Genomic DNA, 23,949 nt, shown 5'->3' on the forward strand with positions numbered 1-23,949 from the left:
GAATGGATGGGGAACATTTGCATGAGAGCCGGCGTTACGCTTTGATTCTGCCAGATGAGGAACGCTGTAAGATTATTCGGCAGGACATTAAGGTCGACACCGAACACTTGCTTACCGTGTCTAACATTGTCGACAACATGCTTAGCATCGTACGCGGCAGTATGGAGGCTCCGTGTCTAGTTGTATCTGCCGGATCTAACCATGGGAAGACTACAATTTGCAATGCGGTCAGGGGGATGGATGAATCATGGCGTCATAAAATCAGGTATGTGACCTTTGTTAAGGATACTGGGAAGACAAAGCCTATGGTGAAGCTCCTGACGGCTTTGGGCATGGAACCTGGGAAGGCTGGGATCCCCATTAGCATGGTAGCCGAATACTGTATCGCTAACGATATTCGCGGTGTGTTTATGGATGAGTTTCACGACTCTATCAAGGGGCTTTCTAAGGGCGAGCAGGATACGTTTCTCTCCTTGCTGAGGGGTTTATGCGGGGCGCCTGCTTACCTAAGCTTTTTTGTATTCGGTATCGATGAGGCCCTCAATGCTCTCGCAATTGACTCCCAGTACGTCCGCCGATTTGAGCTCTATGAGCTTACTCCCTGGTCGAAAAGCGATGCAGAGTATCTTAACTTTTTGGATACTTGGGAGGAGATCGTTCCACTTGCAAAGAGGTCACATCTTTCTTCTAAGGCAATGTCTGACTATATCTATACTAATACTTTGGGGATTATAGGAAATATTTGCACGTTGCTCCGAGCGGCCGCTTGCTTGGCAGTAATATGGGGCGATGAGAAAATTACACTTGAAAGCTTGCAGGCTGCTACTCGTTCGAAGTGGAATACCCGCGTACGACCAAAGGGTACTGTCGAGTGAAGTATTTATTGTGCACAAAACAGTATCAAGCTGAGCAGAACGTCTTGGCAGGTTTTTCCGCTAACGTACTGACTATTTTAGGAGGAGAGACTTGGACAGGAAAAACCACTGTTGCCAAGCGTTTGCTAAAAAATGCCAATCGGGCAAACGTTTATACAGTTTACGTGCCTGGGAGTTTCACCAAGGTATATCGCAACGTGGAATTAGCATTTGCGTCAGCGCTAGGACTACCTCTGACTAGCCAGTTCATGTCATTTCACAATATCGAACGCTCACTTGAAGACATGATTGGTGGTCGGGAGTTTCGTCTAGTGTTTGACGATGCTAGCGTCCACTTTGGCGGTGGTAAGGTGCAACGGAACGCTTCTCTCGGATTGGTGCAGACCCTCCAGAGACGTTTTCCGAATATAAAATTATTGTTAATTTCTGGGCCCAATATTTTAGACGGCGCTCTGAAAGAGATCATGGCTAAAGAGGTGCGCTATGTCGACATCGGTGTGTGGCAGTATGACCAGCAGTATCTAGCATTCATTAACCGAGTCGGGGAGGCATGTGGCTTCAAGCGCTCGCAATTGGCCAATGACGACTTCACAAAAATTCTTTTGGAGAAATCTCATGGCGCCAGCGGGGCCCTTATACAAATTCTACAAACACTAGCGCGAAACCCCTTCTACAAAGCTTGTCCATCGTTGCCTGTTGAGAGCCTACGTAATATGTGGAAATTCTGAATTGTTCGACGAGTTATCATCAGGGAAGCCGCCCCGTTTCATTCTGGGAGAGACAATTCTTTCCTGGGTGATGCGGGGCCTGGGCCAGAACAAACTCCGAAACCCTCATTTATTTCGGAGTGCAATTAACCAGAGCCTCGTACCCCCCAAACGAGTGGTTCCCGGCGTCGTGGAGTCGTGGCCACCTCCAGCCTTCGAGGATATCGAGTTTGATCTTGATACCATGCTATTTAAAATTTTACATGACACTTATGGCACCGGAGCGACTGTCTTAAGGAAGCAGTTTGCTGCGCGCCAGTCAGGGTTGCTTGACATCCATTTCCGGCACACATACTGCTCTGCTTGTCTTCTCGAAAGTATGGTGACGACTGGATTTCCAATCTGGCGTCAATCTTGGTGCTACACGACCAGCGTATATTGCGTTGAACACCGACGCCCATTGATGAGACCGCGGGATACTTTTACACCTGAAAGACGTATCTGGGAGGCGTACCACTATTCAGCGGGTGAGCGAACAGGGCAGAGCTCTATCTTTGACCGGCGAATTGCGGGAATCGCAATACGCCTGCAGCATTGGATTGAATCTTTGATTCCAGGGCAGGAGCTCACCGAAGGAGTGGAAGCCCTGTATGGACTGTTGCTAGCGAAAAGAACGGCATTGGCACCTGGTGGGATAGCGTCAATGGGGTTTTCTCGCGCCCAACAGATTTTGTGTAGACTAAATCTGGATCTGCATGAGCGCATCGAGTACGGATTGAATGACAGTGATCCGTACCAACGGATGGGGGCTTTGCTATTGATCGGATGGTTGAGCGGTATGGTTTCACCGACAGAAATCGTCTACTTGAGACACCATGACCATTGCGTCAGCAGAACGCTGCCACCCTCACCGCATCAATTGGGGCGCATGGTAACTCTGAACCTAAGTGCAGAGGAGGTGATGGTCGTTCGAGAGAAACTGGTCAAGCTGGGGGAGATATCGTCCACCATGATGTCGAGTTTTTTGGAAGGTTTTGACGAAGCCACATCCCGCTCCCTTCGTTCAAGCCGGCCAAAGCGTTGAATCGTCCACGCGGTACTGGGCCAACTCATTCCGCAGGCGGTGAAGTCTTCAAGACCGCCAGTACTGGAGCGCCGCCAAACTCAGTCAGCCAGGCAGCGCCGGAGTGAAGACTTCAGCCATCGTCCTCATTCATTTGCCGCTCTTGACAAATTACTTCGCCTGCCAGCGAAGATACCTCGGCTATCGCTTCCTCCAATACTCCCTCACGGACGTCAATGCCAGCCCCAACTGCGCCGCCGCCTGCTGCTGCGTCGCACCTTCTGCCTTGAGTGCCAATACCGCTCTCTCATTATCTGCGTTTAACGGTTTGCCGCGTCCGCGCTTTATGAGGTTGCCGTCGGCATCGAACTGTTCGGCGAGCACCTTCATACCACCTTCAGCTTCGAAGGCCGCCACGTCGGTCAATGCACGACCAATCACCGTCAGTGGTTGCTCACCCTGGCGGAGGGCAATGCAGAGGGTAAGCATCGCTATGGGGTCGAGACCAAGAGATTGCGCCAGCTCGTCAAATTGCTCGACAGTGATGCTGGTCTGCGCGTTCTCGAGGGCACTGACTTTGCGTCGGTGCGTCGCATCCGAGACGTCAGCGTACCTGGCACCCCGTACGAGGCGGAGCGCCCGAAGAACACCAGCAAATGCGGTTCTCAGATCCATGACTTTCCCAAAAGTCAGGATATAGCCATAACTGAGGTTTACGAATAAACGTCAATATAGTGTATTATCCGTTCTTCCGGGTGCTCCTGTGGGCAAGATGCCTCGGTTCGAAGGTAGCAGAACGCCACCAAAGCTACCTCAAGGAGCATTAAAACCGGTGGGTGCCCAGTTCGAGACTTCCTCCGGATGGTGATCGCTCGATGAACACACCAGTTGTATTGACGGAGATTGAGTGATTGAGCACAGATAAAAACGAAGGTGCTGAAGGGTTACTCGGCGGGCCTGGCAATCCCCGCCAAGGATCGACTGACGACGACGAGATTCTCATAGAACTGGTTAAGGCTCTCTTCCCCCGAAAGCCTTACTGCCTTGTAGAGGACTGGACAATCTTCAAAGTTGAGGTCACCGAAGGCGAGCTACAAAAAGTCCACGCAGCGGGAAAGCTACCGTTGGTGTTGTTTGCTCACAATGTCCGCTTTGACAGCGAGCGGCGTTTTGACGTGGGCGACTGGGTACGCTCCACAATGGCGGTGTCATTCCAAGACGGCTTCCTTTTTGAAACCTGGAACACCGTTTATGTACTGGTAGGGCCCGGTCACGAAAAATCAGCAAGCCTCGAAACAATCTTTTCTTTCTTTTAAATGACGCGTTGCCTAGGCACGATTTCAGATCGAGACAAAATGTTTAGAACTAACATCGAAGACATTGAAGGTAAACCGGGCATGTTCGGGGAGGGGCTCGCGCACTGGCACGGTATTTCGCGTGCGTTGAACATCCACTGGTATCACGTATGCGTCAAAAAAAGGCTCGACGGTCGTTTCATAAACATGATTGATATGTTGAATGACGAGACACGGCTGCTCGAGGCTCTTGAGTTGCAGAACGAAGACTTTGTCATTACAGAAATCCAAGCGTTGACACCCTCTTGGATGAACGGCAGTAAAAGCTGGCGAATGGAAATAATCAAGGCGGTTTCCATCGGCCATGATCGTAATGGCGGCGTGATATGTGTGCTTGAGGTTGAGAGCGGCAAGATCTACACAGACACTCACGATCGCTCTTTTAAGCCGGAGTCGTTGACCAACGTCAGGAAAATTTACTGACGTTTTTACTCCATCGCTGGGCGATTACTGAATCGGACAAAATTAATGAGCGACATCCACGAAGTCGAGCTTCACTCAAAACGTCTCACGGATTTCCAGTTACGCCGGATCGTTGGTGCAAGTGAATACGTCTACGACGCGCCCATTACTGCATGCTTGAGTGACGTTTTCATATATGCAAAATCAGCCGTGGGTGTAGTTTATGGCCACGTAAATCAGGGCCCGCACGGGCGGTACGCAGACGGACGACTTCTGCGCACCAGCGATATCCGTCAAGTGCGGAAGGAAGGGCGGTTTTGGGTGCTAACTACTCAGAATTCCCGATATGTCGTCGCATCTTTCAAGCGAGAAAACGGCAGGGCTAGTTTTAGAAGCTTTCTACGGCGAGCTGAATATAGTTTTCAATAAACGAGCTCTCACTACCAACGACGATCAAGAAAGCTGCTGGCTGCTAGGGTCGTCTTTCGGATGATTCGAGAAATTTGAGGGGGTAGGAGATGGAATTGCTCATTCAAAAAGGGGAGCCACTCAGCTTATCGTACGGCATCTTTGCGTCATACCATCGCGACGGCCCTCTCAAAGCCCTCCGAGATTTCGACCTTCTAGAGGTGATTGAGGTATACAAAAGTCAGATCTCGGAAACTGAGGATGAATACTCATTGCTGTCGAATTTTCATGATTACCTAATCGCACACGCGTACATAGAGAAAACGCCGTGCCGAAATATCCACCTTGGTGAGTTCAATGGGTTTGACGTCAGATCTAAAGTCGATTCGGATGAATGAATGTCAAGGTTGAAGCTTTTTCTAGACTGCGAGTTTACTCGGCTCAACAAAGACACCAGGCTCATCTCTTTGGCGCTGGTGGCTGAGTCAGGTCAAGAGTTCTACGTTGAGCTTCTGGATACCTATGACGTCACTGACTGCAGTGATTTTGTCATCGAGCACGTACTTCCACAGCTCAATCCATCGGTTTACGGTCAAACCTTGGTGGGAGCTCAAGCAGCTTTAAGCGGTTTCCTTGCGCGCTTTGATGAGGTGCTCGAGATATGCACGGACGCGCCGAACTGGGACTGGGATTTTTTCTGCGACTTGGCATATGTGGATAACCGCTGGCCAGCAAATGTCAGGAACCGGCCGACCAACCTCATCACGCTGTTCAGCAAGGTGAGCACCAACGCTCTGCAAGATGTGGAGCTCCCTGACCTGCCGCATCACGCCTTATTGGACGCACGGATTCTTGCATTGCTTTGCAGCAGCCTGGCGTCAGCTCGTACCACGCCTTAGGTCAGAAAATATGCGGAGGATCTTTGATGGCTCTTGATGACGACACGGTGTACTGCGATGTTCAAATGCCCGTCACGCTGGGTCGAGAGCTACTGCGGTTGGTGAATGCCTTGCGCGATTCAGGAGGCCAACCGAACCTCGATACAGTTTTTGCGCAAATGTAGCTTGAGCTGGAAATGGCGATTGAAACTGTTGAAAACCCCGACTTTTGGGGCAGTCAGACCTCCAAACATTGAAATATGAAAAGGCTAGGCGCTAGCGCGAAGAGGCGATTGCAGGTTGCAGGTTGCAGGTTGCAGGTTGCAGGTTGCAGGTCAGGGTATCGAAAGTCGTCCTTGATCAGTGTGCGTCAACGAGGCGCGCAAGCTTGTCTGCTGCCCCGGCACTAGCGGCGAGCTCAAATACAGAAAGTGGAACCTTGGAATCATATGAAGGATGACCTGTTGCCTATCTTACGAGGGCGCTATCCAGAGCTTTTCTCCAGTACCCATCTTCGGGAGATCGCGTGCTTGCCTGGATGGTTAAATCTGATTGATGAACTGTGCCGCACTTTGCAAATTCACCTGGACTCTCATCCTGATGTTCCTCAAGTAAAGGTGCTCCAAGTCAAAGAAAAGTTTGGTGGGTTGCGCTTCTATTTTTCTGGCGGTGATTCGGCGTGCCGTGGAGCGGTTGCCACTGCAGAAGAACGCTCGCTCTCGACCTGCGAAGTTTGTGGGCAGACCGGGGCTCTAAGAGAAGGGCGTTGGCTGCGCGTACGATGCATCGAGCACATCCATTGGTCACCCTCTGACGACAGCAAATGAAGTGATCTGATGCAAGCCATCGACCCGATGAAACAGCAGACCGCTAATGCACCAGTTTAAGAATTCGCGAAGCACTGCTCAGGGCGGGTAATCCTTGGACATTTTCCTAGTCCCCGCACTGGTGTGCTCATCCAACCAATCAGCAGTGCTGACTTCACCTTAGACAAAGGCATCCTGAAAAACACCTAGCCGCTTACGCGAACAAGCGACTCGCAGCAATGTCGACGGCACAGCGAAAAGTGGTCAGGGTTCAACCCTCATGAGCTCTTGGTCAACCTGCAGACATTGCTCCTGGTGAATCCATCGGTCGTAATTTTCCTCACTCAAGATTGACCGCAAGCGCGCTTCGACGTTAACTGTATGCATATACAGTTTCGATCAAGGCATGCATCATGAGCGTCACCATTCTCGGCCCCCTAGCAAAAGGGGGAGTTCAGCTTCCCTTCTACTCGTTCAAAGTCCCTGCGGGTTTTCCGTCCCCGGCGGCGGATCACCTCGAGCAGCACATCTCCATCGACGAGTTGCTGGAGATCCGAGCGCCGCATATCTACCTGGTGCGCATCGAAGGCCACAGCATGGAGGGTGCAGGGATTTTTGATGGCGACATGGCTGTGGTTGATCGCTCGATCACCGCTGAACACGGCCACATAGTGATTGCGGCAGTGAACTGCGAGCCGGTGTGCAAGCGCCTGTGCAAGCGAGGCTCCGACATCATCCTAATGTCCGAGAATGCAGGTTACCCGCCGCGATACATCCTCGAAGGTGATGAACTGATCATCTGGGGGGTGGTGACATTCAGTGTGCGCGCACATGATCCAAAAGCCTGATCCAGTCTTCGCCCTGATCGATTGCAACTCGTTTTATGCGAGCTGTGAGCGAGTCTTTCGCCCAGACCTGACCAAGACCCCCATTGTGGTGTTGTCGAATAATGACGGCTGCGTGATTGCCCGCAGCGCGGACAGCAAGCCGTTCATAAAGATGGGCGAGCCGTACTTCCAGATCAAACACAAACTCAAGCAGCACGGCATCGTCGCGTTCTCATCGAACTACGCGCTCTACGGCGATCTGAGCCAACGCGTGATGAGCGTGATCGAGTCGCTGGTGCCTGCAGTCGAGGTCTACAGCATCGATGAAGCTTTCGCGGATTTAGCTGGTGTTCCAGGTGATCTGGAAGCGCTTGGACGACGGATCCGAGCGCAGGTTTACAAGAGCACGGGCATACCAGTCGGTGTCGGAATCGCCGGCACTAAAACCCTCAGCAAGCTCGCCAACCACGCTGCAAAAAAGTGGCAAGCGCAAAGTGGCGGAGTGGTCGATCTTCGCGATCAAATCAAGCGCGATTGGGTGCTGAAGAAATGCTCCGTCTCGGATGTCTGGGGCGTCGGACGCAAGATGACGCTTCACCTCGAAGGCATGGGAATCAAGACTGCTTGGGATCTTTCCAAAACGAATCCCTGGATGTTGCGTAAGAAATTCAGTGTGGTGATCGAGAAGACGGCTCGCGAACTGGTCGGCACGCCATGCTTGGAGCTCGATGAGCCCGAACCACCCAAGCAGGAGATTTGTTGCAGCCGCATGTTCGGCAAGCGTCTCACCGATATTGCTCCGATCAAAGAAGCTGTGGCCACCTACATGCAGCGTGCGACTGAAAAGCTCCGAGCCCAGCAGTCACTGTGCAAGAAAATACGCGTGTCTATCCGCACCGGCATGTTCAATCCGGAGGAAGCGAAATACGCCAATGGAGTATTGGTCGAATTGCCGTACCCAACTGACGATGTCCGATTGATGACGAAGGCTGCTGTGGAAGCGGTGGAACGAGTTTTCCGACCGGGCTTCAAGTACAGCAAAGCCGAGGTGCTCCTGGTCAACCTGTGTCAGAAAGGCGAGTACACCGAAGACCTCTTTGCTATCTCTCAACCAGAATCGACAGCAAAGGTGATGGGCGTTCTGGATGCTATCAATGGTCGGTGGGGCAGGGGGACGATGCGCCTGGCGAGTGTGCCGACTGATCCGAATTGGGGGATGCGGCGGGAGATGATGAGTCAGAGTTTTACTACGAGGGTTGATCAGCTTTGGACGGTTTACTGCAATTGAGGTAACCCTCCATCAATTGGTTAACCCATTGAACAGAGGGTGCGAACGAAACTGTTAGAAAACAAACAATGGAGGTGAAGCTGTGGCTCATGCTAGCAGTAGGTGCTAGCGTTTGGAGTCCATCGCTTCATCACGCCTTCTTTCAATTTCCTGTTCCCACTCCCATTCCCAGCGGAGCTCCTCATCCCGATCACTAGAATAGTCTGGTGCAATGTCGCCGAATTTGACTATACCCATTTCGCCCTCCACCTCAATTTCATTTGGGGCAAGAGAGTTTCCTAATTCTTTCCAGTCGCCCTTGAAATGAATTAGCACATCTGCTTCGTAGCTCTCATTCCTTTCTTCTACGGAGCCACCTAAAGACACGTAATCTTTATCAATTGAGTCGTACTGAGAAAAAGAGAAGGTAGTCATAACTTTGGTATTGACCAGCGCTGTTAGACTGAGCACCACAAGATCATCCTCGATCAGGACTATTCTGATCTTAGGTTTGTTATCTTCTCCCTGAGCAAATTTGTGCCCAAGATATTCGATTTGAACTTCATCGTTCTCAAAGTAAAATAGTGAATTCGCTTCGATATCAGGTGTTTGTTCGCTCACACTTTCAGAGATTGCATTTTTTATGCTGTGGAACAGTGTACCGTCTCGGTCGAGTAGTCCGTCCGCTTGGAGCATTTCAATGAGACTTTTGACCTTTGTATGAGGTTGGAATAAAGCTAGGGCATCGGGCAGATCTTCGACAACGTGAAGGTATGGCGAACCTTTTGCAAACGCGTGCCAGCCTTTGTCTTTACTGACCAGCACCGTCCTTTTGTCATTACCTACTGCCCACGACTCTAGTGTTAGTAGAGCAATAGCATCGGGGAATTCGTGCTTTTTTTCGTTCGCAGTTTCGAAGGGCGCCTCGGTGGAGAAGTACATGCGCATTAAGTCGCTAATATTTACTTGTGAGCTGGCTATGATTTTTCCATTGATTCGCTGATAGAAGTTTTTAAGCTTTTCTTCAGCCATAAGTGCCGGATTGATATTTTGCAAATGCGAGGCGCCAAATTTGGATATCTCGCTGTTATCAGCATACTTGGCCAGCGTCCTAAGATTGCCTCTTGCTGCTTTAAGTGCCTCAGCAATCTCGGAAGAGAGGTGTTGCACTCCTTCGGAGTGAATGACATCAGGCTGAACTATCTGGACGGGGCTGCCTTGAAATTGCTCAAGTTGCTTCAGAATACCCCCATCGAAATTATACCGCTGGCCTCGAAGGATATTGCTATCTATGGATAATGCGGCGAAATCTAAATAGGGCTCTGATGGTGGCATGTGCATCTCCATTTTTTTGGGGAGCGTACTTTTAACTCGCCTATGCATGGTCGTAGGATAGCGCCTCTTACGCGAGTAGGCTTCGGCACCATACCTGAAGGCAATGTCCTTCGCTTCTAGAAACTCACGAGGTAGTGGGACTTTTTGACGAAGACGCGTGTACTATTTTGCAGGTGAACTCAACTCTCTTACAGGAAACAATTCAATGTCGCGCCTAGCTGAATACCGAAAGCTCGAACAACAACTGGCCGCCCAGCTTGCGGAGCTTGAGTCTATGAAAAGCGACTCCGGCCTGAAAAAAGAGATGGAATTTGAGAGCAAGCTGCGTGCTCTGCTCGCCGAATATGGTTACAGCCTACAGAACGTGATCAACCTGCTGGATCCGAAGTCTGGTCGTCGCGCACCAGCAGCCGAGTCCAAGACCGGCACTCGTAAACCACGCCAAGTGAAGATTTACAAAAATCCGGAATCTGGCGAAGTCGTCGAAACCAAAGGCGGCAATCACAAAATTTTGAAAGAGTGGAAGGCTAAATATGGCTCGGACAAAGTCGAGTCTTGGCTGACCAAGTGATTTTGGTTTGAGTACAAAAGGCCCCCCTTGGGGGCCTTTTGTTGTTGGCAGCAGTCCTAGATAGATATCCGCTTTGGGCCGGAAGTTAACCAGGCTCATGAAGCGAACTGAACCACTCAGCGTACGGCGAATTGGTGACCTGGTGCATGTTGAAGTCAGGACTGCCATCCTCCCACCAGACAGGGCCTCGCTCACCGAGCGCTACCTTGGCTTTTTGTACGTTTTCCCGAGCAAGCTTCATCTGTGACGTATCGTCCGAAGCCTTAGCTTCCTTCACTTCTCGTCTTGCTGCCATTAGATCGTCTACAAGACTCTGCCGCACTTCTTCTTTCAGCGATGGATTGGAGCATCGCCACAGCTGCCCTCTGATAACGAAGTAACGACCGTTAGGTGTCACTGGGTGCATTCCTCACCTCCGATCTTCTAAGGCTCTCCTTCAAAGGATTCACGATCGATGACTACCGGAATTTTCGGATAAAACGGCGATTGCTTTCTTTTACTCCAAGCAATATCCCTACAATCAGCGCAGCGCCCGCCGCCAAAAGTATTGGATATGGATGTTTACCTGATCGCCGGCTGCCAGTTACTCCGTGCTGATCGCTTGACGGAGTAGGTAGACTTTCTGAAGACGATGGATCAAGGCTGATTGAGATGTCAGTGGGGCCTATCTCTGCTTTGTACGGCATTGCGTTCAATGGCAATTGCGCACCGTCTGCGAGGATCAACGTGAGATTTTCAACAGTGCCAGCGAGTCGATTTGGAAATACCGGCTCACCTGTGGGATCAAGCTCATCATAAAAGAACTGCTGTCCTTCCAGCCAACCTATGGCCGTCATCAATTCGGGGCCAAGATAATATTTTCCATCGAGGAAGAAGCCAGGGAAATGTCGTGTGGGTTCGAGACTTTCTACGATGTATCGCTCGCCCGCCTTCATACCGGTTGCTGGATTAATCATGATGAAGTCCTCAGATTCGCTGGTGTTGCGATAGAGGATGGGGCTTGGCGCAACGTTCCATCGAGATGACTGAAAGGCTGAGTGACATGATGGCGACGGTCGGTAAGCCGATAAATCGAACACTCGAAATTCAAACCCTCTCCAACGTACATACCTCACCATTGAGGGAACTGAGAGGTGTGTATGAATCACGATCCTAAGCTTCAAGGCGGTATGGGTGAGGACGACCCAATGCCCACGTCACCTGATCCATTGAGCCCTGGGCGCACTGAAGTTGACCCAATGAAGAAGGATGGGATTGACGAGCTGCCTAATAACGAAGGAGAGCGTCCGCTTGGTGATGACGACACAGGGCTAGATCCTGGCCGGGTGCGGGAGGAAATGCTCCACGGATCAAGCTGAAAACAGAGGTTTCTCACTTATCGATCCGTCACTATGCAACATGGAAGGCATTGAACGAGCAGGCCTTCTCCAACGGCGGGATGGTGTTTTTAAAAAGCCAAACTCCTTGCCATTCTTGTGATGCTTTCCTGCACCCACAGTTCTGCCATGGGCCGTGTAGCAGGGATAAATAGGCGCGATTCGCTGACCGCCTTTTCGCGATGCATTGGCATGGAGTAACTGGTGGGCATAGTCGCTGGTGCTTCCTCTAACTTCGCCATCTCAAGGTTTTTTAGCGTGATGCGATACCAGCCACTCCCGAATGCCGTTACCTGGAAGCATGAAAGGAGCAGTTTTGAGAGATGTGTGGGGGATACGAAGTAGAGCCCAGCCGAACGACCTTGCACAGGCACACTTGCATCTGTCTCGATGAGAAGCAGCCCGTCGTCGAAAACCCGCCAAGTTGTATCTCCCGACTTCAGGCCGGTAAACGATTTGTCATCCCAATCTGTATAGCCTTGCTTGAGAGTTGCGAGGCCCAAGCTGTGAAGACTTTGAAAAGTCTCGTCACGGCGCTGAGATGCCTCATGCACCGCATAATTCTCGGTAGGCTGCGGTAAAAATGCGAACTCAAAGCGGGGGGCGTATGAATGGCCTCCATAAGCGCGGGAGCTCGAAGCCCCATTTAAGCGTTCAAGAAAATCCTTCTCCGGAACAGAACTTTTGGACTTTTCCATCCTGGTAAGGCCTTGGATGATCGCCGTTAGCAACTCCTGCGGCCCGGAAAATGAGGCGCGAAAGAAACCTAGCTTGTAGTCAGATACTTCGTTGACGAACACGGCCTGCTTTTCATCAAATTCCGTCTGCTGAATGAAGACCAAGATCGGTTTTCGCTTTCTGACTGCTTGGCGAAACTCCTGCTGGGTAACCGACATACCCGGCTCAGGCTCGTAGCCGTAGTTAGCGCCCAAGATGAGGACAAAGACGTCGCACTGATCTACCTCAGTCAAGCAGGCATGCTCAGAGGAATAGGTGCGGGCTCCAAAGTGCTCGCTCATGATCGGCTTCATATCCAGAGCCTCTACGGCGTCCTTGGCAGCCGCTCTGAATTGCTCAAATCCCCTTACCACCGAGCTTATGAATACCTTCATCTGTTACTCCTCAAAATGCTGGCGCCTGTCGATTTGACTGATGCCTAGTGGGATTGTTTCCAGCAACCATCACCTACAGCGTCGAGTGCTCAGCGCCGTTGACCAGATATCATGATCGCACCGTGAGCAGCGTGCTTGTTGCCCTGCATGAATAGATTGTGCAAAGCCACAACTCACGCAGCAATAAAGTCCCGAGGCGGGCACTTTTATAAACTCCGCACTATGCTCTAAAGGTAAGACTGACAAACCAGGGCGAACGTCTTCTTGATCGTAAAAATAAAGACTGATGTCGCCATCTGTTTCCATAAGCGCCAATCTTACTTGGCCTAAGTGCTCAACGCCCCGTTGTCGAAGCTCCATCAATATTTCACTCGATGAAATATTCAGCTTCTCCAAGGATTTAGGTTCATATAAGCCATTGCGAATGACGGTTACAGGTAGACCATCAATCCATGCTTCAAATTTCTTGCTTTTGGTCATGACCAAAACGGTCATGCGATAGAGCAGCAACAGCGTGAGGAAAACGACTGCGACGGGCAACAGTGGTACATCATGGTAGAAGGACACGTCTCCGGCAGCGGAGCCCAACGTCAAAATCACGACCAACTCAAAAAGTGAGAGCTGTCTTATCCCGCGCCGGCCACTTGATTTTAAAAACAAGAAAACGGCAAGAAAGGCAAAAGTTGCCCGAAACCCTACCTCTAGCAAAAATGATAGTGGAAACTCATCTATCAAAATCCGTTGAATATCAAAGGGAGACATCATCACCTCTTTTTTGGTTTTTTAGATAATCATTGAATTGTGCGAGTCCTGCCCATCTAAAGAGTTACATCCTCTGAGTAGCTCCACGGGGGCGATGAAAACGGTCTAGTCGTGGAATTTGAATCTCCATTGCATGAACCTTAGCCTCGATTCACCAAAGAATGGTGAGCCTGATTTGCACAGTCCTTTACTCACCGGAAGGCTTGCTAGCGAAGGCGCGGAATCAGCCCTGTAGGTGCTTGTCGTTTCGCTGGCACGGATTTTACGATCCGGTAAGGTGGGTGAGGGATAGACCTGCGGGCAGCGCGATCATTGCCACCACCCACTGGATGATCGCAACGGTCTGTGTGCGTTTCCTGACATCAACATGAATCTCACGGTGCTCATGACGCCAGAGACCTGACCTAATGCAATTTTTCACACGGAGAATTCCAGAATGGCAGCGCATCATAAAGAGAAACACCCAATAGACAACATTGGTTGGCTGCGCGCTGCCGTATTGGGGGCCAATGACGGAATCGTTTCAACTTCAAGTCTGATTCTGGGCGTAGCCGCCTCTCACGCAACTCACAACAGCATCCTTATAGCGGGTGTCTCTGCTCTCGTCGCCGGTGCTATGTCGATGGCTACCGGAGAGTACGTTTCCGTGCAGTCCCAAGCCGACACGGAAGCGGCTGCCCTAGAGGCGGAGCGAATTGAGATTCAGGAAAATCCGAAGGGCGAGAATCGTGAACTGACAGGAATTTATGTTGAGCGAGGACTTGAGGTGCCGCTTGCAAAAGAAGTCGCGACTAAACTAATGGATCACGACGCCTTGGGGGCGCATGCCCGAGATGAGTTGGGAATCACCGATGCGATGAGTGCAAAGCCATTACAGGCTGCTCTTGCATCTGCGCTAAGCTTTGCCGTAGGTGCGGCACTACCATTACTCGTGGTCGTAGTAGTTCCACAAGAACATCTCATCCCAGTCATCGTCGTCGCGTCGTTGGTCTTCCTTGCTATCCTTGGCGGCTTGGCGGCCAAGGTCGGCGGGGCGAATATTAAAAATGGGGTTTTACGTGTGACTTTTTGGAGTGCGCTTTCGATGGCGGTGGCAGCAGGAGTCGGTACCCTGTTGGGAACCACAGTATAAAACCCGGAGCGGGTTCCAGAATTAAATTCTTGATAGTGAGAGTGGGCCTTTATACAAGGATGGAACAGGGTTTATATATTTGAAGGCAAGAGAAAAGCAGCGCTGCCCCCACACACCTTTATCCGATAGGATGCCGCCGGTTTTTTCTTCTGTTTTCTTTAGCTTTTTAATCCCACAGGATTGAAAGCTGGAACAGAAGCTGAAACTGAAACGCAGGCCTTGGGGCCCATCCTATCAAGCATGCTAGCGCATGCCCCGACGCTACTGCTCGCCACGAAAACCTAGGCGGAGGCGGCATACGAATTGCAATCAAGTTACCTTCACCAACCGGTATAAGTTTTTATACAAAAGGATCATTTCTCGGGTTTCACGACGTTCAGAATTTTCCTCTAAACCCTCACCCTGCACGTCGTGCTGCTCGAGCAATTCATCCTCTTCCTCGTGAACTTCCAGGACTGAGGATGGCACCAGTTCCAGTACTCGGTTGTGACCACGTTCCGCGAACAAGCATGCGCCCTTGGCTGTGAGAACTATCGACTGCCGAGCTTTCAAGAACGAAAGGATTGTTTGTTGGCGACCTCGCGAGTCAACCAGCAACAACCGGGAACGGTGCGTGGCGTCCTCCCTAATCCACAATCCACGCTCATCGCACTTTAAGAACGTAGGCTGGTTTAAATTTGCCGACACGGCAGGATCGTTGCGGGCTTCGGTCAACTGATGAACCACACCTTTTTCCTTTTCTGTGAAGAGCATACGGCCATCATTGCAGTGAGTGACCAAGCAGGGTACTTATGACGAGCGCGAAGGCTTTCGGCCTTGGAATTACGTGACCTGCAGGGAGGACATTGAAGGCCAGGAAGTCTGGCGGATCAACGTCGAGGTGAAGCGTGGTGATTCCGCTTGCAGCGGCTGACCATGGGCTGGTGCAGGTTGCTGAGCACGAGGTCGGGGCGCGGATGATGGCGGAGCGCCCAACGCAAAGATGAAATCAGGAATAAATACCCTTCGGCAGTCGTTAGTGAATGACCAACGCTGACGTGGGAGATATCCAGTTCAATTCGCGGATTGGGATGGGTGGTAAGCCGGCTTCACATGTTTGATGAGGATGAACCCACCGTGCCGAGAATTTTGACTTCCCAGATAAGTGACACCGCACTAAACGAGCACAATGCCAGGATGTTCGGGTCGCCAAAGGAGCGCTTGGATTTTTACCGAAGAGAGATTCAGTACGAAACCAGCATCTTGGCTAATCGAACTGACGCCTTTTTGGCATCTCAGTCTTTTTTGGTCATCGCATTTGCCTCTTCTATGGGCAATCTCAACCCCGAATGGGGCAAGTTGTTCACGCTGGTAGTACCACCGTTTCTTACGTCGCTTGGAGTGCTAAGTTCGTTGAATGCTTGGCCCGGTATTCGTGCGGCATACGACATTATCGGCCATTGGCATTTCAAGCAGAGCGAGCTATTGCATAGCGAGCCTGTAATGGGATTGGCTTATGACGAGTCGCCTTTATTTTGTGAAAGAGAGTCCACGCAAAAGGGGTATCGAAAGGCGTTGCTGTTTTCGGTGCGCACACCTTGGATCTTTGCGACATTCTGGATATTGCTTGGCATTTGGTCGGTTTGTATCCAAATCACAAATCCAGGTGCTTGAGACGTAAACAGAGAGGTAAACCCTTGCTGTTTGGGACTACTTTTCTTCAGCCACCTAGCAGGCTCCGAACATCATCAGCTCTGCGCCCAAATGAAAACTCGATCACAGGTTATAGGGTGTACCATCGATAGGTGCCCATCAAAAATTAGTGAGCCATGTCCAGGGAAAGCGAAGAGGGCCGCCAGATCGTAGCTTCTCTGGCGCGCCGGGTCGGTGACATTGCTGATCTTGCAAAGACCGCCCACGCAATTATTTCAACCTTGCAGGATATGGACGCAGCCCTCAGGCCCATCATCGGCCAGCAAGGGGTTGTCGCGCTTTATCGCCGCAGCCTCAATCTGTGCGTTTCCAATCATCCGCGACTGGCCGGCACCTGTGACAGAGTGCAGGCAGGCATGGATCTGATTGCCCTCAAGTCCGTAATCGTTGAGCAAAGCGACATCGATGCGCTGTTTTTCGGCGAAGTGTTGCTGACTACCTTTTACGAGCTGCTGACCACGCTCATCGGGCCCTCGCTCACCGAACGCTTGCTTCGTGGCATGTGGGAACCTTCTTTGAGCGACACCCCTTCGCAGGAAAATTCGCCATGAGCACCAAAGTGACTATCAACCGCCTGGCCACCGGCGTGCCGGGACTGGACGAGGTGCTGGGCGGGGGATTACCGGAGTTTTCGTTCAACCTGATCGCCGGCCCGCCGGGTTGCGGCAAAACTACCCTGGCGCACCAGATGATGTTTGCTCTGGCCACGCCCGAGCGCCCGGCGTTGTTCTTTACCGTACTGGGCGAGCCGCCGCTGAAGATGTTGCGTTATCAGCAGCAATTCGACTTTTTCGACCGCGAAGCGATCAACCAGTCGATCCGCTATATCAACCTGACCGACGACACCCTGGCCGGGAATCTGGACGAAGTGCTGCGGCGCATCGTCAGCGAGGTGGAGGCTTACTCCCCGGCGCTGGTGTTCGTCGACTCTTTCCGTTCGGTGGTGCTGGCCAGCCAGACTCAGGACAACCCCAACAACAACCTGCCGCAGTTCGTTCAGCAACTGGGCATGTTGATGACGACCTGGCAGGCGACGACGTTCCTCATCGGTGAGTATTTTACCGAGACTGACACCAACCCGATTTTCACCGTGGCCGATGGTCTGATCTGGCTGCGTCAAAGCGTTCAGCGCAACTCCATGGTGCGCAAGCTGGAAATCATGAAGATGCGCGGCCAACCGACGTTGCCGGGCCTGCACACCTTCCGCATTGCGACGTCGGGGATCAAGGTGTTTGCACCCGCGCCACTCAACCCGGTTGAAGCGCCGCTGGAGTTCCCCATCAAGCGCCTGAAAATGGGCGTGCCGCAACTCGATGAGATGCTCGGCGGCGGCCTGCCTCGCGGTTATTCCTTACTGGTGGCCGGGCCGTCAGGGTCGGGCAAAAGCATTCTGGCGGCGACCTTCCTGGCCGAAGGCGCACGCAACGGCGAAACCGGCGTGATCGCGGTGTTCGAACAACGGCCCAATCACTTCCAAAATGCCACCCTCATTCAGTTGATCCAAAACGGTCAGGTCGGTTTGGTGGACAGTCGTGCACCGGACTTGTCCATCGACGAAGTCGTCCAGTTGCTGTTGGCCGAGATCTCTCGCCTGAAAGCCACTCGTTTAGTGATCGACTCGTTGTCAGGCTTCGAACTGGCGCTGGCGCCGACCTTCCGCGAAGACTTGCGTGAATCGCTGTCGCGCATGGTCACTGCTTTGACGAGCGCCGGGGTCAGTGTGCTGATGACCTCCGAGCTGGAAGACCGCTACACCGACTTGCGTTTCAGCCCTTACGGCACGGCGTTCCTGACCGACGCGATCATCGTTCAGCGCTACATTGAAGTTCAGAGCCGATTGCTGCGCATCATGGCCGTGGTCAAGTTGCGGGCCAGCGCCCACTCCGATGAGCTGCGCCTGTACAGCATCGACAAAAACGGCCTGCAGATCGGCGAAATGCTTCATGACCAAGAAGGCCTGCTCGGTGGCCGACCGACAAAACGGAGTTCAGGTGCGGAACGCACAGGAGATAAAATGTTTGAGCCAGGATCATGAGTAAAGTCGATGGCAACAAAGAGCGTGAGATCGCTAATGCCGCTCACGAACTCTTTCTGCTTGGCCAGAAAACCGTTGAAGGACGCGCCGTGCTGGCAGCCTTGCAAAAAGAGTTGAGCGACGCCAGCAGCCAGCTAGTAGATAGTCAGCAGGTCGAGCAAATGATTGAGGCCAATCAGCAGTTGGTACCGGCGAAACTCCTGGTGCAGTCAGACGCTATAGTCCCCCCTCGCTTGGAAGAGCAGCGTTTGTACCAGGAACTGCGTGAGGCTAATGCACAGTTGGTCATAGCCGCACTCAGCGCTCAAGACCTTCAGGCTGTAGCCGAGCACACACTGAGTCAGCAAAAAAGCATACTGGCGACGGTGGCCCATGAGCTGCGAAACCCATTAACACCCATCAGTATGATTGCAGAGCGTATGGTGCGGATGCCTAGTGGCGAACTGCCTCGGATGAGGGAGTTGATCGAAGGCCAAGTGCAACATATGTCACAGCTGGTCGACGATCTGCTGGACGTCTCCCGTGCCAGCACTGGTAAGTTGCGACTCAATCGCCGCGATGTCGACATGATTCAAGTTCTACGTGAGGCCATTGATGCGTGTCGCCCTTTAATGAGCGCACAAGAGCAGCGATTCGACGCCCATCTTCCCGATGGCATCTTGATGGTAAATGGTGACCCGGGGCGCCTCGCACAGATTCTCCACAACCTTCTGACAAATGCGGCTAAATACACCCCGACCCACGGTAGAATCGAACTATCAGTAACGGTAGTGTCCGACGTTTTGAAGATAACCATTTCTGACAATGGCATCGGCATTTCCGCTAAAGCACTCCCGTTTATTTTCGACCCCTATGTTCAGGACGTGCACGCCGTCGGCTTCAATGGGTCAGGCTTGGGCATCGGCCTGACGGTAGTCCGCGAGCTGGTTGAGGCGCACGACGGCGAGGTTGCCGGCATGAGCGAGGGCGATGGCAAGGGTAGCGAGTTCGTGGTCACGTTACCGTTGGTGATCCATTCAAGCATATGAAAAATGCATGCACACTGATTTATCTGAATCCAGGGGCACGCGCCAGATCCCACCAGACAATACGACGGCCGTCCATCGCTATGGCTGATCCATTGAAAACCGCAATCAAGATTCTTGGCGGGCACTGATACTCAACTTCGAGTCAGACCCGCTGAGTACAGGATCCGACATGAACGCAGCGGACGACTTTAGATTTAAATCTCATGAACTGCTTTTAGACTTGGATGCAGCTGTTAACAAAATGATGATGTTGGTCTCTGCTCGTGAGCTTTCCGGTGAAAGGTGGAGTGCGGCTGTAACGGGACATTCGGACGCGTATGCAGCTTGGAGTTCACATATCAATGAGTCATCGCTACCGAACTCTCATAGCCTTTAATTCGGAGAGTTCACATCTGTGCCATTGAACGAAATGAATGCGGTCGTGCGACCAGTCGGGCCAAGCCTTGGATGCTATCTGACGTCTCTATATGCGGCATTGTGATCAACCGCTTTACTGCCGAGCGAGTGGGCTTGGAATACATTGATCTTGGCAATGGCACGCAATGATTGTGACAGTAATTTCAGCCTGAATCGTTGGTTCTCAACAGCTACGTCGGCGGATGATCGCTTTCTGAGATTCGGCACGAGCAATGCTTTGTGGGTGATCTGTGGTCTTCATGTGAACGCATATGCATTGATTTTGCTGGAATGCGTTCTTCGGGGCTTAAACGCCCGTGGCTTCAAGAAGAATCTCAATGGCTACCGAGCTTCCTGATGCCTAGCGCCAGAGGTACGGATTCGTACGTGAAAGCGCCTGATATTTACGGATAAACCTAGTGTACGTCGAGGTTCTTTTTGAACCCCCGAAGGTTCATGAGGAAAAGACAAACCTGCAAGACGATCAATGCATACGCCCCTGCATAAACTCCCCATATCACCCACAAGACGTTGCTCAAACTGAAGCATATAAATCCGATCATTCGTCGTCTTGGCCGCTGCGATCCGATCAGCCATGCGGCGAGCACCGTCACAAGCATCGCGGGCCATTGAACCCAATCCAGATAAGCCAAAATCTCCTCCCAACACGTCTCGATGCGCTGAATTGCTAAGCATCGCGTTATTTAATCGGGGTTTTGATAGTTAGTTACGGCTTCTGATTTTCCCAGTATGTAGCAGGGATGAAGCTGACCATTAGGATGTGTTGTGACAACCAAGGATATCAATAACCAGCCCTCATGAAGCTTCAGGTTTGCTTCGTTGGCCGACAACGCTTCCATGACTTGAGTAACCTCGGTCATATGCATTTCGTAACTCTCGAATTTTAGGGTGCAATCGTTAGGCGCCGAGCAATGATAGGGGTTCCTTTATTAATGCCTCGGCACTCTGGAGCGTTCGTGGTGGTGCCGGGTCTAAAATCATGATTGGATCATGGCTTGAAGGAATGAACCGGTGAACAAAACCATCAGCGCACAAGATCTACGGATCGACCTTCGAGGTGCGAACGAAGCTGCCCTATTCAAATGGCTGGTTGCCAGTTTTCTGATGGGTAAAAGAATTCAGGGAGCAATCGCCGCCAAGGCTTACCAAGTCATCGTCGATCACCATCAGCGAGATACACCGCAAAAGCTCGCGCACTGCACCCACCGTCAATTGGTCGTAATGCTTGGTCAGGCTCATTACGTGCGTTACGACGAGACCACCGCGTCGCGATTGCTCGCATTGGCAAATAAGCTCAACAGTGAATACGCCGGCGAGGTGAGCAACATCGTGGAAGCGAGCCCTGACCGTCAGGCATTCGAAAACCGCCTGTCCGAATTTGAAGGGATCGGGCCGAAGACCATCGAGATATTTATGCGGGAAGCAGCCGCCGTGCTGTTCTGAACACTCAGAAACTGTTCACCTACATGAATCGGCGTCCTTATCCAACACTGCCATCTCAGCTACATGCGGCAAGGGGAAACCATGGCAACGCACAAACTGACCATTAAAGACTTACAGGTGAACGTTTCAATCTGCGGTTACGGCTCGCCGCTGCTCTTGCTCAATGGACTGGGTGGTTTGATCCGTACCTTCGATCCCCTGCGCGATGAACTGTTGGATTACACGACCATTACGTTGGACGTGCCAGGAGTTGGCAAATCGCAAATGCCCCGCTGGCCGATGCGTCTGCCGCGCCATGCCGACTTGATCGCCGAGATGCTGAAGCAGTTGGGAGTCGAACAAGTCGATGTGTTTGGCGTGAGTTGGGGCGGTGCATTGGCGCAAGAATTTGCCCTGCGTCACCCGAGCATGGTGCGCCGGCTGATCCTGGCGGCGACCTCTGCCGGCCCGGTGATGCTAGTGAAGCCCGCCGACATCTTGGACTTTTTTGGCAGCAGCAAAGGCGCCAAACTGCGCAAGAACGAAGGCTCGCGTAATTCGATACAGGCGCTGCTGCGCTTCGGTGTGGTGAAAGGCATGCTCACCAGTAATCCGCGAACCTATTACCACCAGCTCGCTGCATTGGTCGGCTGGACAAGCGTGCTGCGGCTGTTCCGTCTGCGCCAACGCACGCTGATCCTCACCGGCGACCGCGACCCCTTGGTACAGATGTACAACGCGCATATCCTGCACTGCAGCATCCGACGTGCCGAAGTGCACGTCCTGACGGGGGAAGGGCATTTTTTCGTGGTGACCAGCGCGAAGCGAACTGCCGAACTCATACGCGAATTCCTCAGCCAGCAGCACGATGATGAAGAGCCGGCGCCCATGATCGCCAGCGGCAGGCTAAGGCCACGCCTGCTCTAATCCGGGAAGTCGTTCGCCTTTATTGCTGCACCCTAGGGTCTCGATACTCTTGGTACATCCATATTGATCTTGCGCCGGAAAGCTTCAGAGAAACTGTAAACCGAGAAGGCAATCACCCCCAAGGCCACCACCATCAAAATGAGCCATCCAACTGGTAGATTCTGGAGCGCGTCTAGCGCTTCCTTCATACCAGGTGGAGCCATGGCTTGATAAGTGGAGCCACTGACTGCCAGCAGCAATGTATAAACACGACTCCACGGGCAATGCCTAAGGGATCAAGTTCATATCGCGCAGTTTGTCGAACACATCGAAAAATGCTTGATCGCTCGCCTGGTAGGCGGTGAAACCCATAGCCCGGCTCTTTGACATATCCGTGACAACTTCTATTGGTCGACCGAGGTCAGCGTCGGTGTGCCACGGGGACACCAAGCGCCCGATATCGGATTCTTTCAAGCCGTGTTCCGCTACGATTTGCGTCCAGGCAACTTGATCGTCAGCCATTTGCTTTTCAAGCGGCGAGAGGGTTGCGGGGTAATCGGCCGGAGGCAAACCGAAGTATTCGGCGATTCTGCTCCACATCCATTTCCAACGGAATATATCGCCATTGGTAACATTGAATGCCTGATTGGCCGCAGCCGGTGTGGTGGCTGCCCACATTTGTTGTTTCGCCAGCTGACGCGCGTCGGTCATATCGGTGAGGCTGTCCCACTGTGTCTTTGATCCGGGAAACACAAAAGGACGACCGGTTTGTTTGCAAATCGATGCATAGACGGCGAGGGTGGTGGCCATGTTCATCGCGTTTCCTACGGCAACCCCGGTAACGGTATGCGGGCGATGCACGCTCCAAGTGAAGCCGTCCTTTTCTGCGGCGGCGAAGAGTTCGTCTTCTTGGGCGTAGTAGAAATTTTCGATGTCCAGACGACCCTGCTCTTCGCGAAAAGGTGTTTGAGGAAGGCTACCTCAACCATACGCTTCGAACGGGCCGAGGTAGTGTTTGAGGCCAGTGACCAGTGCTACGTGCTTGACACTTTTGGCTGGGCGAATGGCGGCGAGTAGGTTGTGTACCATGGCGGCGTTGACGCGAATATTCTCGGCCTCCGTGGCTTGCCTTGACCATGTGGTGATGAATACATGAGTGGGCTTCAAATCCGCCAGCGCATGTTCCAGCGACGCCGGATCCTGAAGATCTGCCGCTACAGGGATCATTCCGGGGGCCTGTGACGGATGTCGCGACAGCGCGGCGACCTGCCACTTGTTTTCGATCAGTAACTTACTGATGGCGCTGCCAACGATGCCGCTGGCGCCCACGACCAATGCTGTCTGAGTCATACGTTTCTCCTGGATGTAGAGTTGGGAGCCCGCATAAGCAGCAGAGGTTCAACCAAAAGCGGATACACATTTGCGTCCCCTATGTACCTGGCAGATCGATTCGCATCGAACAGTCGCTTGGCCATCCACCACCTTTGAGGCCTGTCTGACAGTGATTTTGATTTGGGTACAAAAGGGCCCGAATAACGTAGTGCCGGTCAGTTCAACTGAACGGCATTACCTT

General features: G+C 52.2%; 26 protein-coding genes and 3 pseudogenes. 18 read left to right on the forward strand and 11 right to left on the reverse strand.

Annotated features, from left to right (window positions below; genetic code table 11):
* Positions 1-2 precede the first annotated feature (2 nt).
* From ACA055_RS14535 to ACA055_RS14545, 3 genes are read left to right on the forward strand one after another with little or no spacing between them, the layout of a single operon-like run.
* A complete protein-coding gene (locus ACA055_RS14535) occupies positions 3-875 on the forward strand; it encodes a TniB family NTP-binding protein (RefSeq protein ID WP_497684268.1) in 873 nt (290 codons plus the stop codon).
* Positions 872-1,603, forward strand: coding sequence for a P-loop NTPase family protein (locus ACA055_RS14540; protein WP_497684269.1), 732 nt, complete (start codon positions 872-874; stop codon positions 1,601-1,603). Before ACA055_RS14535 ends, ACA055_RS14540 begins: the two co-directional genes overlap by 4 nt.
* A gap of 1 nt (position 1,604) precedes the next feature.
* Entirely contained in the window at positions 1,605-2,666 is a 1,062-nt protein-coding gene (locus ACA055_RS14545) for an MBT domain-containing protein (RefSeq protein ID WP_497684270.1), read from the forward strand.
* A gap of 180 nt (positions 2,667-2,846) precedes the next feature.
* On the opposite strand, the gene ACA055_RS14550 is transcribed toward ACA055_RS14545, so the two are convergent.
* Positions 2,847-3,320: an XRE family transcriptional regulator gene (locus ACA055_RS14550; RefSeq protein WP_497684271.1), complete on the reverse strand. Its 474-nt coding sequence runs from the start codon at positions 3,318-3,320 to the stop codon at positions 2,847-2,849.
* Positions 3,321-3,556: 236 nt separating this feature from the next.
* On the opposite strand from ACA055_RS14550, the gene ACA055_RS14555 reads away from it, so the two are divergent.
* The 6 genes from ACA055_RS14555 (at position 3,557) to umuC (ending at position 8,609) form a co-directional block, all read left to right on the forward strand.
* A complete protein-coding gene (locus ACA055_RS14555) occupies positions 3,557-3,961 on the forward strand; it encodes a DUF6957 family protein (protein WP_497684272.1) in 405 nt (134 codons plus the stop codon).
* Positions 3,962-4,000: 39 nt separating this feature from the next.
* Complete coding sequence (locus ACA055_RS14560; RefSeq protein WP_200668581.1) at positions 4,001-4,423, forward strand: hypothetical protein; 423 nt, start codon at positions 4,001-4,003, stop codon at positions 4,421-4,423.
* Between the two features lie 785 nt (positions 4,424-5,208).
* Positions 5,209-5,709 (forward strand): hypothetical protein, encoded by a 501-nt coding sequence (locus tag ACA055_RS14565; RefSeq protein WP_497684273.1) that lies wholly within the window; start codon positions 5,209-5,211, stop codon positions 5,707-5,709.
* Between the two features lie 428 nt (positions 5,710-6,137).
* The gene (locus ACA055_RS14570) at positions 6,138-6,515 is read left to right on the forward strand and encodes a hypothetical protein (protein WP_497684274.1); all 378 of its coding nucleotides are present in this window, start codon (positions 6,138-6,140) and stop codon (positions 6,513-6,515) included.
* A 392-nt stretch (positions 6,516-6,907) separates the two neighbouring features.
* Positions 6,908-7,342, forward strand: coding sequence for a LexA family protein (locus ACA055_RS14575; protein WP_497684275.1), 435 nt, complete (start codon positions 6,908-6,910; stop codon positions 7,340-7,342).
* Positions 7,329-8,609 carry a translesion error-prone DNA polymerase V subunit UmuC gene (gene umuC / locus ACA055_RS14580; RefSeq protein WP_497684417.1) on the forward strand — a complete coding sequence of 427 codons (1,281 nt, stop codon included), beginning with the start codon at positions 7,329-7,331 and terminating at the stop codon, positions 8,607-8,609. Before ACA055_RS14575 ends, umuC begins: the two co-directional genes overlap by 14 nt.
* Positions 8,610-8,714: 105 nt before the next feature.
* On the opposite strand, the gene ACA055_RS14585 is transcribed toward umuC, so the two are convergent.
* Positions 8,715-9,923 carry a PIN domain-containing protein gene (locus tag ACA055_RS14585; protein WP_497684276.1) on the reverse strand — a complete coding sequence of 403 codons (1,209 nt, stop codon included), beginning with the start codon at positions 9,921-9,923 and terminating at the stop codon, positions 8,715-8,717.
* 205 nt (positions 9,924-10,128) lie between these two features.
* Between ACA055_RS14585 and ACA055_RS14590 the strand changes: the two genes are divergently transcribed.
* Positions 10,129-10,494 carry a histone-like nucleoid-structuring protein, MvaT/MvaU family gene (locus tag ACA055_RS14590; RefSeq protein WP_497684277.1) on the forward strand — a complete coding sequence of 122 codons (366 nt, stop codon included), beginning with the start codon at positions 10,129-10,131 and terminating at the stop codon, positions 10,492-10,494.
* Between the two features lie 85 nt (positions 10,495-10,579).
* Here the strand turns inward: ACA055_RS14590 and ACA055_RS14595 are convergent, their stop codons facing one another.
* Together ACA055_RS14595 and ACA055_RS14600 are read right to left on the reverse strand one after the other, a co-directional pair.
* Positions 10,580-10,900: a hypothetical protein gene (locus ACA055_RS14595; protein WP_497684278.1), complete on the reverse strand. Its 321-nt coding sequence runs from the start codon at positions 10,898-10,900 to the stop codon at positions 10,580-10,582.
* Between the two features lie 52 nt (positions 10,901-10,952).
* Positions 10,953-11,450 carry a short chain dehydrogenase gene (locus ACA055_RS14600; RefSeq protein WP_497684279.1) on the reverse strand — a complete coding sequence of 166 codons (498 nt, stop codon included), beginning with the start codon at positions 11,448-11,450 and terminating at the stop codon, positions 10,953-10,955.
* Positions 11,451-11,633: 183 nt separating this feature from the next.
* Here ACA055_RS14600 and ACA055_RS14605 point away from each other — a divergent pair, with 183 nt between their 5' ends.
* Entirely contained in the window at positions 11,634-11,852 is a 219-nt protein-coding gene (locus ACA055_RS14605) for a hypothetical protein (RefSeq protein WP_497684280.1), read from the forward strand.
* 89 nt (positions 11,853-11,941) lie between these two features.
* Here the strand turns inward: ACA055_RS14605 and ACA055_RS14610 are convergent, their stop codons facing one another.
* Together ACA055_RS14610 and ACA055_RS14615 are read right to left on the reverse strand one after the other, a co-directional pair.
* Complete coding sequence (locus tag ACA055_RS14610) at positions 11,942-12,982, reverse strand: DUF4062 domain-containing protein (RefSeq protein ID WP_497684281.1); 1,041 nt, start codon at positions 12,980-12,982, stop codon at positions 11,942-11,944.
* A gap of 69 nt (positions 12,983-13,051) precedes the next feature.
* Positions 13,052-13,744 carry a DUF421 domain-containing protein gene (locus ACA055_RS14615; RefSeq protein WP_109631389.1) on the reverse strand — a complete coding sequence of 231 codons (693 nt, stop codon included), beginning with the start codon at positions 13,742-13,744 and terminating at the stop codon, positions 13,052-13,054.
* Between the two features lie 436 nt (positions 13,745-14,180).
* On the opposite strand from ACA055_RS14615, the gene ACA055_RS14620 reads away from it, so the two are divergent.
* The gene (locus ACA055_RS14620; protein WP_109631392.1) at positions 14,181-14,876 is read left to right on the forward strand and encodes a VIT1/CCC1 transporter family protein; all 696 of its coding nucleotides are present in this window, start codon (positions 14,181-14,183) and stop codon (positions 14,874-14,876) included.
* Between the two features lie 459 nt (positions 14,877-15,335).
* Here the strand turns inward: ACA055_RS14620 and ACA055_RS14625 are convergent.
* Positions 15,336-15,653 (reverse strand): annotated as a pseudogene (locus tag ACA055_RS14625) (hypothetical protein); the annotation flags it as partial.
* 339 nt (positions 15,654-15,992) lie between these two features.
* Between ACA055_RS14625 and ACA055_RS14630 the strand changes: the two are divergent.
* The 4 genes from ACA055_RS14630 to ACA055_RS14645 all read left to right on the forward strand — a co-directional run bounded on the left by ACA055_RS14630 (position 15,993) and on the right by ACA055_RS14645 (position 19,631).
* The gene (locus ACA055_RS14630; protein ID WP_497684418.1) at positions 15,993-16,529 is read left to right on the forward strand and encodes a hypothetical protein; all 537 of its coding nucleotides are present in this window, start codon (positions 15,993-15,995) and stop codon (positions 16,527-16,529) included.
* A 155-nt stretch (positions 16,530-16,684) separates the two neighbouring features.
* Positions 16,685-17,119, forward strand: a complete 435-nt coding sequence (locus ACA055_RS14635; protein ID WP_497684282.1) for a hypothetical protein — start codon at positions 16,685-16,687, stop codon at positions 17,117-17,119.
* A complete protein-coding gene (locus ACA055_RS14640) occupies positions 17,116-18,603 on the forward strand; it encodes an ATPase domain-containing protein (protein ID WP_497684283.1) in 1,488 nt (495 codons plus the stop codon). The genes ACA055_RS14635 and ACA055_RS14640 overlap by 4 nt, the downstream gene beginning before the upstream one ends.
* On the forward strand, positions 18,600-19,631 hold the full coding sequence (locus ACA055_RS14645) for a sensor histidine kinase (protein ID WP_497684284.1): 1,032 nt from the start codon (positions 18,600-18,602) through the stop codon (positions 19,629-19,631). The genes ACA055_RS14640 and ACA055_RS14645 overlap by 4 nt, the downstream gene beginning before the upstream one ends.
* Before the next feature lie 812 nt (positions 19,632-20,443).
* On the opposite strand, the gene ACA055_RS14650 is transcribed toward ACA055_RS14645, so the two are convergent.
* Positions 20,444-20,647: a hypothetical protein gene (locus ACA055_RS14650; protein ID WP_497684419.1), complete on the reverse strand. Its 204-nt coding sequence runs from the start codon at positions 20,645-20,647 to the stop codon at positions 20,444-20,446.
* 84 nt (positions 20,648-20,731) lie between these two features.
* Positions 20,732-20,914 (reverse strand): hypothetical protein, encoded by a 183-nt coding sequence (locus ACA055_RS14655; protein ID WP_497684285.1) that lies wholly within the window; start codon positions 20,912-20,914, stop codon positions 20,732-20,734.
* A 145-nt stretch (positions 20,915-21,059) separates the two neighbouring features.
* Between ACA055_RS14655 and ACA055_RS14660 the strand changes: the two genes are divergently transcribed.
* Positions 21,060-21,491 (forward strand): DNA methylase, encoded by a 432-nt coding sequence (locus ACA055_RS14660; protein ID WP_497684286.1) that lies wholly within the window; start codon positions 21,060-21,062, stop codon positions 21,489-21,491.
* 81 nt (positions 21,492-21,572) lie between these two features.
* Positions 21,573-22,397 (forward strand): alpha/beta fold hydrolase, encoded by an 825-nt coding sequence (locus tag ACA055_RS14665; protein WP_497684287.1) that lies wholly within the window; start codon positions 21,573-21,575, stop codon positions 22,395-22,397.
* A 32-nt stretch (positions 22,398-22,429) separates the two neighbouring features.
* Here ACA055_RS14665 and ACA055_RS14670 read toward each other — a convergent pair.
* Positions 22,430-22,713, reverse strand: a pseudogene (locus ACA055_RS14670) (DUF1206 domain-containing protein); the annotation flags it as partial.
* Positions 22,665-23,726 (reverse strand): annotated as a pseudogene (locus tag ACA055_RS14675) (SDR family oxidoreductase). The pseudogenes ACA055_RS14670 and ACA055_RS14675, both read right to left, overlap by 49 nt.
* Positions 23,727-23,949 lie beyond the last annotated feature (223 nt).

This window comes from Pseudomonas sp. LBUM1657 (assembly GCF_059716075.1).